This window comes from Streptomyces sp. NRRL WC-3549, assembly GCF_000721935.1.
In the GTDB taxonomy this organism is placed as follows: domain Bacteria; phylum Actinomycetota; class Actinomycetes; order Streptomycetales; family Streptomycetaceae; genus Streptomyces.
The window spans coordinates 3,403-12,807 of sequence record NZ_KL585438.1; the positions used below are offsets into that span (position 1 = coordinate 3,403).

The following is a 9,405-nucleotide window of genomic DNA, read 5'->3' on the forward strand; positions in this document are numbered from 1 at the left end:
GGCTCGCCGAGGGCGGTGGCCGGCCGCACGACGAGGGCGTACTGAAGCCGCTGCGCCGCACTGCCTTCAGGAACCCGGTTGACGAAACAGGTGGTGGTGAAGACCGGGTCCGACGCGGATCCGTCCGCCGTGTCCTCGTCGACGGCGAGCGTGCCCCCCTTGCCGTCGTGCAGCAGACCCGCCGTCTCCTCGGTGAGCATGCCCAGGCACACGTTCTCCGCGCGGAGATCCTTCAGCGTGCTGGGCCACAGCTGGACGACGGCCACGACAGCCGCGGCGACCACGAGGACGGCCGGCGGGACCACGTACTTACGGTTCATCAGTACCGCTCGCCCATCTTCATGTCGGCGTCCTTGATGCCGCTCTGATACCACTGCTGGGCAGTCGGCTGCAGGCCGTCCTCATACTCACCGGGACTCGCGTCCAGCTCTTCCTCGTCGAGTTCCCTCTTCGTCGCCACTTTCCGCAGCATGGCGTACATCTCTCGCTCACCGTTGTCGTAGTGGTCGATCATGTTGTTGCGGGTATCGGCATCGAGACCTTGGCGTTCAGCCCGTTCATGTACTCGGCCGTGCCCGCGTCGACTGCGCGCTGGACGACGTCTCCGGCGGGAGCTGCTCAAAGGTGGGCACTGCGGCAACTCCTCAGTGGAAGTACTTGTTGATCTGCGAAGCGGGCACGGACGCGTCGGCCCCCGGCGCAACGGGGCCGATGATGCGCAACTGCGCCTCGATCCAGTCGTCGTCGGCCTTGCTCGACTTCTTCGTGTAGTTGAGGTGGTTGGAAATGTGGGCACATGCCTGGAGGAGGGTTTTCACCTGCGTCTCCCAGGTACGGTTCACCTCGGTGAACGCCGCGCCGAGGTCGAAGCCCTCACCCTTGAGGCTCGTGCCGGCGGTCCGGCTCGCCGTGTTCGCGTGCTTGCCTGCGGATTCGAGGCCGTTGAAGAGCCCGTAGGCAGCGTGGCCGATGTCCCCCAGTTCATCATCCGGTACCACGTAGTCGGCCGTGCCCGCCCCGGGTGCGGAGCCACCCGTGCCGCCGGCCTGGTTCAGCCTCATAGTCACGGCCGCCTTCTCAGCGGCCCAAAGCTCTTCGAACGACATCCTCGGCACCCCCGTGTTCCGGACCATAGGCAATGTGCATGCCACGCCTACCATATGATCAGCAGCTGACCACAGGTGGACGATCATACGTACGAGCACTTCCCCGCCCGAGCACCACCACCCCGGTCCGGTCGCCCTGCCTGCACTTGCGGCATTACGGAGGGCCAGGAGCCGGCGAAATCAGGGGCGCCTGAGGAACACCTGCACCCGGTCACCTGGCGCACGACGAGGCACGGGAAGCGCCCGCGTTCGGCCGGGCACCTGTTCCCTGCCCGCTCTCCCACGCGCCCACGGCCGCGGAGGGAGCCACCGACCTCAGGGTGGCGATCGCTCAGCTCACATGCCGTCCTGAAGCCGGCCCGGAGGCTCGTACGCAGGGCTGAAAGGCCCTGAACGGCACGGTCGGGGAGACATGCGCGCCTTCCTGGGAACCGGCTACCGCCTCGCTCAGGCGCAGCACGACCGCGTGGCCGCCGCCCGGCTCCTCTCCGACCCCGCGCTGCCGCCTGCGCTGCGCGCAGCCGCCCGTACGATCCTCACCGCGAGCGACCCCGAGGAGGTGCGCTGGTTCCTGGAAGTCGGCCAGTACGAGATCATCGACTGCTGCTTCGTCACCGGCTCGCGGCCATCAGTCAGGACCCGCCTACGGCCTGAGCCGGACGCGGCTGAAGACGTCCGTGCCCCGTCACGGGGTGCATGACGGGGCACGGGAAGCGCCGGGCGCAGGCGGAACGGTCAGACGGCGCCGAACCGTCCGGCCTTGACGCCCGCCACGAACGCGTTGAAAGCACCGGTCGCCAGATCCAGAACCGGGCCGCTCCGATCCTTGGAATCACGGACGGGAACCACACCGCGCGAGGCGGCCAGATTGGCGGCAACCTCGACACAGGCGCCACCGTTGTTGCTGTACGAGGACGTGAACCAACGGGGGGATTCGGTCGTCACGGAGTGCCCTTTCGTCGCCGACGGGTCATGACTACTTCGGTCAGACGGCGCCGAACTGCCCAGCCTTGACGCCCGCCACGAACGCGTTGAAAGCACCGGTCGCCAGATCCAGAACCGGGCCGCTCCGATCCTTGGAATCACGGACGGGAACCACACCGCGCGAGGCGGCCAGGTTGACGGCGACCTCGATGCACTGGCCGCCGTTGTCGCTGTACGAAGACTTGAACCAACGAGGGGAATCGGTCGTCACGGAGTGCCCTTTCGCAGCTGGCGGATCGTGGCCACGGACGACGCCTGCGACGGCGCCTCGGCCTGCAACTGATGGTAGGCCGTCAACAGGGGCACTACGGAAGTGCTTTCCCGCTCCAGATGGCCCTGTTGAGCCGACTCGGCATATGACATCAGGGACCGGTCCGCCATGGTCAGCACCGTTATCGGCAGATTGAACGGCCGACGCTCCCCCATCTCGAACGGCACGACCTGAAACACGGTGTTCGCCTGTTCGGCGAAACCCTCGAGCCGCTCCAACTGCGCGTCCATGACGTCGTGTCCGCCGATGGGCCGACGGATGCAGCTCTCATCCAACAGCGCGAAGACCAGTGGCGGGTTGGCCCGCACCAACGCCGCCTGCCGTTCTGCGACGAGCGCCACCCGCTCTCTCGCCTGGTCCGCCGTGATCGCGCCCCGCTTCACCGCACTGTCCGCCAGCACGGACGCGTACTCCGGGGTCTGAAGCAGACCGGGCACGACGCCCACTTCGTACAGCCGGATCTCCGCCGCCCGGCCCTCGTACCCGACGAACTCCGGGAAGCCCTCCAGCAGGCTGCCGTGCCGAATCTCGCGCCAGGCGCGTTCGAACGTGTCGGCCGTGTCCCCTGTACCGAACACGCGGTCGAGACTCCGCGCAAGACGCAAGGTCGGAAGCTTGCGACCAGTTTCGACGGAAGAGAGGTGGGTGCCGGAATAGCCCGCCCGTTCGCCCAGCCCTTCCTGTGTCCACCCGCGCTCCTCGCGTGCGCTGCGCAGACGCGCACCGAAGGCGGCTTGGGGGCTGCTGTCGGGGTTCAAGTCCTTACGGTTCACCGGATGACCACCAACCGTCCGTCCTCAACTGACACGTTGAACGGTTTTTGACTCTAGGACACGCTGACCGCCCCGGTAGTCGGGTCACTACGGAGAGGAGCGGCCGTGACCGGAGACGGTGTCCCGTCGCGCGGACCTGAGCCCCCGCCCGCCCCGGTCCGTGGCGCCCTCGTGGTGGACACCAGCAGGGGCGATCGCGTGGGCGAGTTCCGCGGGGTCGCCGGGCCGTACTGGTCGCTGCGGCCCATACGGGGCGGGCCCGAGTGGGAGGTGGACCCGGTCCACGTCCGGCCCGCGAGCGCCAAGGAACGCCTGCACGCCGAGACGGCCCGCGCGAACGCCCGGAGCCGGGGGGCGGTGCTGTGACCGGCCGCCGAACCGTCCCGCCGAGGGACGGGCCCGGCCACGGAACGCATCGGAACATGTCACCCCCATGTTCAGGACGCGTATTGACCGCCCCGACGGGCTCCCCTCATCCCCACCGACCCACCGACGAAGGCCGCACCCGTGAACCAGTGCACCGGCTTGCTCTTCCTCCCTCCCCCGCCCCACGTCACCCGGCCGGCCACCCCGGACCGCCCCATGGAAGCCGGCCACGTCCTGTGCGAACTCGGTGAGCGGCACGAGGAGGACCACGCGGGCGCACTGTGGGACGACGACGCCAACGGCGGTGCGGTTTGGGCTCGTTGGGACGGGCACCGTCGTTGCCTCGTGGGTCTGCCCTGGTGCCCCGCGACCGGCGACGAGGGGGACGCGTGCGAACTGTTCGCCGGCCATCCCTCCGGGCACAGCTGGGACGTGGTGGACCCGACCCAGGAGGCGATCCTCGCCCACCTCGTACGGGAACACCCTCACCTGCACCGCGACCAGGGCGGGCCGGGTCAGGGCGGGCCCGGTCGAGGCGGCCCGGGGCAAGGCGGTTAGCCGGCCGGCGGGTCCCCCGCCTCGCGGGTCCGTACATCTGGCCCCGCGCCAGGGCCGGGGCGAGCCGCCACCCGGCGGACCCCGGCCCGGCGTCCCCCTACGCTGTCCCCCGTGAACGAGATGCCGCAGGACCACCGCCCGGCCCGGTCCGTACGTCTGCTGCTCGCCGAGGACCAGGGCATGATGCGCAGCGCGCTCGCCCTGCTGCTCGGTATGGAACCGGACTTCGAGGTGGTCGCCCAGGTCGAGGCCGGGGACCGGATCCTTGAGGCGGCCCTCGCCTCGCGCCCGGATGTGGCCCTGCTGGACATCGAACTCCCGGGCCGCAGCGGCCTGGACGCCGCCGCCGATCTGCGCACGGAGGTGCCGGAGTGCCGGGTGCTGATCCTGACGACGTTCGGCAGGCCCGGCTATCTGCGGCGGGCGATGGAGGCCGGAGCGGCGGGGTTCCTGGTGAAGGACGGGCCGGTCGAGGATCTGGCGAAGGCGGTCCGGCGGGTGCTGAGCGGGGAGACGGTGATCGATCCGGCGCTGGCCGCGGCGGCCCTGGGGGCGGGGCCGAGCCCGCTGACCACCCGGGAGCAGGAGGCGCTGAACGCCGCCGTGGACGGGGCGACGGTCGCGGACATCGCGGCGAAGCTGCACCTGTCGGAGTCGACGGTACGGAACTACCTGTCCTCCGCCATCGGCAAGACGGGCACCCGCAACCGTATGGAGGCGGTGCGGGCCGCCCGTCAGCAGGGCTGGCTCTGACGAGCCCTCAGGACGAGCCGTCAGGACGACGGCCCTGCTCGCACCCGCCCACACGGCTGACCCGCCGGCACGACAGACCCCCGCGCGACAGCCCCACGCGCGGCGACGGCCCCGCCGTCAGCCGGACCGGTCCAGCGACCGTGCCGTGGTCGCGTCCGTACGCTTCTCCGCGCTCCCGGCCATGGGTGCGGAGGCGCGGCCCTGCCGTCCCGTCCGCCTCGGCAGCCACACCAGCATCATGGCCGCGCCCACCAGCAGCACCACCGTGGCCGTGCGGAAGGCCAGGGCGTAACCGGCGGTGACCTCCGCCGCCCCGGTGGAACCGCCGGTGCGGGCCGCCGCGACCGTGGACAGCACCGCGAGGCCCAGCGCGCCGCCCATCGTGCGGGAGGTGTTGACGAGGCCCGAGACGAGTCCGGCATCCCCGGGCGCCGCGCCGGAGGTCGCCAGCGTGGCCAGCGGGGTGGAGGCCAGCCCGGCTCCGGCCATCATGAGGACGCCGGGCAGGCAGATGGCGGTGAGGTAGGCGCCGTCGGGCCCCATCGTCGACTGCCATCCGAAGCCGGCGGCGGCGACCAGGACCCCGGTCACCGCGAGGCTCTTGGCACCGATGCGGGCCATCAGCCGGGGCGCGGCCGTCGATCCGAGGACGACGGCGGCGGAGGTCGGCATCAGGGCAAGCCCGGCCTTCAACGGCGTGTAGCCCAGCACGTTCTGGGCGTAGACGGTCATGAAGTACCACATGCAGAAGGTGGCCGAGCCCATCAGCAGCATGGACACGTTGGCGGAGGACACCGCCCGTACCCCGAGCACCCGCAGCGGCATCAGCGGGGCGGCCGTACGTGCCTCGACCAGGACGAAGAGTCCGAGCAGGGCCAGTCCGCCGAGCAGGGGCACCAGGGTCTCCGGGGCGCTCCAGCCCGCCGCCTCGGTCTGCACGATGCCGTACGCCACCGTCGCGAGGCCCACCGTGACGAGCACCGCGCCCGCCAGGTCGACCCGGCGCCGGTCGCCGGCCCGGCCCTCGGCGAGCCACAGGGCGGCGCCGACGAGGACCAGCGCGCCCACGGGCACGTTGATGAGCAGGACCCAGCGCCAGGACAGGGCGTCGGTGAGTATCCCGCCGATCAGTCCGCCGGCCGCCCCGCCGCCCGCGCCGACCGCCATCCAGGTGCCGATCGCCTTGGTGCGGGCGGGGCCCTCGGGGACGGCGGCGGTCAGGATGGTGAGCGTCGCCGGGGAGAGGACCGCGGCGCCCAGCCCCTGGCCGGCCCGGGCGGCGAGGAGCTGCCAGCCCTCCTGGGCGAGCCCGCCCGCCAGGGACGCGGCGGTGAAGAGGCCGAGCCCGGTCAGGAACATCCGTTTGCGGCCGTAGATGTCGGCGGCGCGCCCGCCCAGCAGCATGAACCCGGCGAACGCGATCGAGTAGGCGTTCACCACCCACTGGAGCCCGGACACGCTCAGCGCCAGGTCGGTGCGCATCGAGGGCAGGGCCACATTGACGACGGACACGTCGAGGACGACGAGGAACTGACCGGTGCAGGCGGCCACGACCACGGCCCAGGTGCGGGTCCTCGATCGGGTGGGCGGCCCTTCGGGGGCGGAGACGTCAACCATGACCGTCATACTCTCAGGCGCTCTGTGCCCCGTACATCCGCTGGTGGTCCCGCCCCGGCCTCCACCGGGCGGCGTAGGACCTCTCACCGTTCTTCGTGCGAACCGGCGCGTATTTCAACCCCGTTCATCGGAATATCGCACTCGTAAGAAAGGTTTCAGTGTGCACACACTTGGTGGTGGGTGCTGCCCACCGGGTGCCGACGCATGCCCGGACCCACCCACCGCCCCTTTCGCTCTGCCCTGCCCGGAGGCCATACGTATGCAACGGATGACGCACGAACAGCTGACCGAGGATCCCTTCGGGCCGAAACAGGGCCGGAGAGCCGGCATCGTCCCCGTCCTCGCGTTCGCGGGCATCACGGTCGCCGTGATGCAGACCCTGCTCGTCCCCGTCATCAAGGATCTGCCCACCCTGCTCGGCACCGCCCCGGCGAACGCCACCTGGGTGATGACCGCCACCCTGCTCGCCGGAGCCGTCGCGACCCCGATCATGGGTCGGCTCGGTGACCTCTTCGGCAAACGGCGGATGCTGCTCTCCAGCCTCGCGGTGATGGTGGTCGGTTCGCTGGTCTGCGCCTCGACGGACGAGCTCGTCGTCATGATCGCCGGCCGGGCCCTCCAGGGCTTCGCCATGGGCGCGATACCGCTGGGCATCGGCATCATGCGTGATGTGCTGCCGCGCGAGAAGCTCGGTTCGGCGATGGCCCTGATGAGCTCGTCGATCGGGGTGGGCGGCGGGCTGGCCCTGCCGGCCGCGGCGCTCGTGGCCCAGCACGCCGACTGGCACGCGCTGTTCCTCGGTTCGGCCGGGCTCGGTGTCCTCGCCATGGCCCTCGTCCTTCTCGCCGTCCCGGAATCCGCCCTGCGCGCCCCCGGGCGCTTCGACCTCCCCGGCGCGCTGGGGCTCGCCCTGGGCCTGGTCTGCCTGCTGCTCCCCGTGACCAAGGGCAGCGACTGGGGGTGGTCCTCGCCGCTCACGCTCGGACTGATCGCCGCGTCGCTGGTGATCCTGGTGCTGTGGGGACTGTTCGAACTGCGCAGCCCGGCGCCGCTGGTGGACCTGCGGACCAGTGCGCGCCGTGAGGTGCTGCTGACCAACCTCGTCTCGATCATGGTCGGCGTCGCGTTCTACGCGGTGTCGCTGGTGTTGCCGCAGCTGCTCCAGCTGCCTTCCTCGACCGGGTACGGCCTGGGGCAGTCGATGGTGGTGGCCGGGCTCTGCGTGGCGCCGCTGGGACTGACGATGATGTTCGTGGCCCCGCTGTACGCCCGCCTCTCCGCCCGCCGCGGCCCCAAGACCACCCTGATCCTGGGCATGCTCGTCATCGCCGTCGGGTACGGGGCGGGGCTCGGTCTGATGAGCGCCCCCTGGCAGACCGTGGTGATCGCCGTGGTGCTCGGGGCCGGGATCGGGCTCGCCTACTCCTCGCTGCCCGCGCTCATCATCGGCGCCGTCGACGCGTCCGAGACCGGGGCCGCCAACGGTCTCAACACGCTGATGCGGTCGATCGGCACCTCGCTGTCGAGCGCGGTCATCGGCATGGTGCTCGCCGGCACCTCGGTACGGATGGGGCCGGTGGACGTCCCCACCATGGAGGGGTTCCGGACCTCGTTCATGATCGCGACGGGCGCGGTGCTGGCCGGCCTGGTCCTGGCGGCGTTCCTCCCGTCGCCGCGTCCCGAGCGGCCGGTCCTGCTGGCGAGCAGTGCGGGCGACGCCCGCACCCCCTCGCCGTCCGCGGTGCGCTCCGCCGCCGTCAGCGCGCCGGAGCGTCGAACCGCGGCACCGTCGTCAGCAGAGGGGACACGTCCGTCCCCGTAGGAAGCTCCCGCGGCGGGGTGCCGCGGGTGAACAGCCGGGCGGGGCGGGCGCCGTCGACGTGCGCCCGGTCGCCGTCGACCCTGAGCCAGGAACCCTCGCGCAGTCCGAGCACGGGGACGTCGTTCTCCTCCAGGAACTCGGTGAGCCGCTCCTCACGCGTCTCGCCCTTGTGGGTGCTGTCCGGGTCCGGGTCGAGGTAGTGCGGGTTGATCTGGAACGGCACCAGGTCCAGCGTCCCGAAGGACGGCGGCTGCACGATGGGCATGTCGTTGGTCGTACGCAGCGTCGGCGCGGCCATGTTGGTCCCGGCGCTGGCCCCCATGTAGGGCAGCCCGCCGCGCACGGCGTCGCGCACGGCCTCACGCAGTCCGGTGCGGTACAGGGCGTCGAGCAGCCGGAAGGAGTTGCCCCCGCCGATGAACACGGCGTCGCTCTCCGCGAGTACGGCGCCGGGGTCGGTGCCCTCGTGGACCCCGCGCACGGTGATACCGGCCGGCTCCAGGGCGCCGCGGACCCGGGCGGTGTACGTGTCGTGGTCGGCGAGGGCGTACGGGACGAAGGCGAGGCGCGCGTTCGCCGGCAGGAACGACGTGACGGTATCGAGCGCGTGTTCCAGGTAACCGCGGCCGTACTGGGTGGAGTTGGAGAGCAGCAGCAGATTCACGGGGTTCCTCGGGTCGGACGGGTCGGACGGGTGGGGCGGCTCAGGTGGCGGTACGGGGGCGTCCCGCGCGGCCCTTGGGCCGCTGGGGCGGGCGGGTGAGCCGCTGTTCCAGCAGGTGCGCGGCGATGTGTATAAGAGACGCCCGTGTCGTACTCGCCGACCGTCCAGGCGTACCCCTGGGCGCGGACCTTCAGGAACTGCTGCTCCAGCAGGTCCGGGTCGGTGACGGTCCGGTCGGTGAAGCGCGCCATGGGGCGGCCCCGGAAGAGCCGGTGGCGCTGGTCGTCGGGCAGGTAGGCGTAGAAGGACTTGCTGGTGGCGCCGGCGTGCGCCGGGTAGAGCTCGCCGACCAGCGGGTAGTACCGCAGCGGCCCGGACTCCCCTTCCTCCGCCGCCACGCACCGCATGTGGAAGCTGTCCGGGAGGCAGAAGAGGACGGTGTCGCCGGTGGCGCGGCGCAGCTCCTCCAGGCTGTCTCTTATACACATCTC

Annotated in this window: 12 protein-coding genes and 2 pseudogenes; 5 read left to right on the forward strand and 9 right to left on the reverse strand. The window is 71.1% G+C overall.

The features are described from left to right. The 3 genes and pseudogenes from IH13_RS0132345 to IH13_RS0132355 form a co-directional block, all read right to left on the reverse strand. A pseudogene (locus tag IH13_RS0132345) lies at window positions 1–320 on the reverse strand (hypothetical protein); the annotation flags it as partial. Further along, window positions 320–514: a hypothetical protein gene (locus tag IH13_RS0132350; RefSeq protein WP_031090054.1), complete on the reverse strand. Its 195-nt coding sequence runs from the start codon at window positions 512–514 to the stop codon at window positions 320–322. The pseudogene IH13_RS0132345 and the gene IH13_RS0132350, both read right to left, overlap by 1 nt. Before the next feature lie 130 nt (window positions 515–644). Next, window positions 645–1,061, reverse strand: coding sequence for a hypothetical protein (locus tag IH13_RS0132355; RefSeq protein ID WP_234433475.1), 417 nt, complete (start codon window positions 1,059–1,061; stop codon window positions 645–647). Window positions 1,062–1,518: 457 nt separating this feature from the next. Between IH13_RS0132355 and IH13_RS39935 the strand changes: the two genes are divergently transcribed. After that, entirely contained in the window at window positions 1,519–1,806 is a 288-nt protein-coding gene (locus IH13_RS39935; protein WP_051836001.1) for a hypothetical protein, read from the forward strand. Between the two features lie 35 nt (window positions 1,807–1,841). Here the strand turns inward: IH13_RS39935 and IH13_RS0132365 are convergent, their stop codons facing one another. The 3 genes from IH13_RS0132365 to IH13_RS0132375 are packed head-to-tail and all read right to left on the reverse strand — an operon-like array spanning window position 1,842 to window position 3,134. Continuing rightward, on the reverse strand, window positions 1,842–2,051 hold the full coding sequence (locus tag IH13_RS0132365; RefSeq protein ID WP_031090057.1) for a DUF397 domain-containing protein: 210 nt from the start codon (window positions 2,049–2,051) through the stop codon (window positions 1,842–1,844). A gap of 40 nt (window positions 2,052–2,091) precedes the next feature. Further along, complete coding sequence (locus IH13_RS0132370; RefSeq protein WP_031090060.1) at window positions 2,092–2,301, reverse strand: DUF397 domain-containing protein; 210 nt, start codon at window positions 2,299–2,301, stop codon at window positions 2,092–2,094. Next, window positions 2,298–3,134, reverse strand: coding sequence for a helix-turn-helix domain-containing protein (locus IH13_RS0132375; protein WP_031090062.1), 837 nt, complete (start codon window positions 3,132–3,134; stop codon window positions 2,298–2,300). The genes IH13_RS0132370 and IH13_RS0132375 overlap by 4 nt, the downstream gene beginning before the upstream one ends. A 105-nt stretch (window positions 3,135–3,239) precedes the next feature. Here IH13_RS0132375 and IH13_RS0132380 point away from each other — a divergent pair, with 105 nt between their 5' ends. From IH13_RS0132380 to IH13_RS0132390, 3 genes are all read left to right on the forward strand, one after another. Next, on the forward strand, window positions 3,240–3,500 hold the full coding sequence (locus tag IH13_RS0132380) for a hypothetical protein (RefSeq protein WP_031090063.1): 261 nt from the start codon (window positions 3,240–3,242) through the stop codon (window positions 3,498–3,500). Between the two features lie 141 nt (window positions 3,501–3,641). Beyond that, window positions 3,642–4,058, forward strand: a complete 417-nt coding sequence (locus IH13_RS0132385; RefSeq protein ID WP_051836002.1) for a hypothetical protein — start codon at window positions 3,642–3,644, stop codon at window positions 4,056–4,058. Between the two features lie 120 nt (window positions 4,059–4,178). Then, complete coding sequence (locus tag IH13_RS0132390) at window positions 4,179–4,811, forward strand: response regulator transcription factor (RefSeq protein WP_031090067.1); 633 nt, start codon at window positions 4,179–4,181, stop codon at window positions 4,809–4,811. Between the two features lie 117 nt (window positions 4,812–4,928). Here the strand turns inward: IH13_RS0132390 and IH13_RS0132395 are convergent, their stop codons facing one another. Continuing rightward, window positions 4,929–6,437 (reverse strand): MFS transporter, encoded by a 1,509-nt coding sequence (locus tag IH13_RS0132395; RefSeq protein ID WP_234433473.1) that lies wholly within the window; start codon window positions 6,435–6,437, stop codon window positions 4,929–4,931. Window positions 6,438–6,687: 250 nt separating this feature from the next. Here IH13_RS0132395 and IH13_RS0132400 point away from each other — a divergent pair, with 250 nt between their 5' ends. Beyond that, the gene (locus tag IH13_RS0132400; protein WP_031090072.1) at window positions 6,688–8,250 is read left to right on the forward strand and encodes an MFS transporter; all 1,563 of its coding nucleotides are present in this window, start codon (window positions 6,688–6,690) and stop codon (window positions 8,248–8,250) included. On the opposite strand, the gene pepE is transcribed toward IH13_RS0132400, so the two are convergent. After that, the gene (gene pepE, locus IH13_RS0132405) at window positions 8,186–8,914 is read right to left on the reverse strand and encodes a dipeptidase PepE (protein WP_031090074.1); all 729 of its coding nucleotides are present in this window, start codon (window positions 8,912–8,914) and stop codon (window positions 8,186–8,188) included. The genes IH13_RS0132400 and pepE overlap by 65 nt on opposite strands. A gap of 40 nt (window positions 8,915–8,954) precedes the next feature. Beyond that, window positions 8,955–9,405: pseudogene (locus IH13_RS39120) on the reverse strand (IclR family transcriptional regulator); the annotation flags it as partial.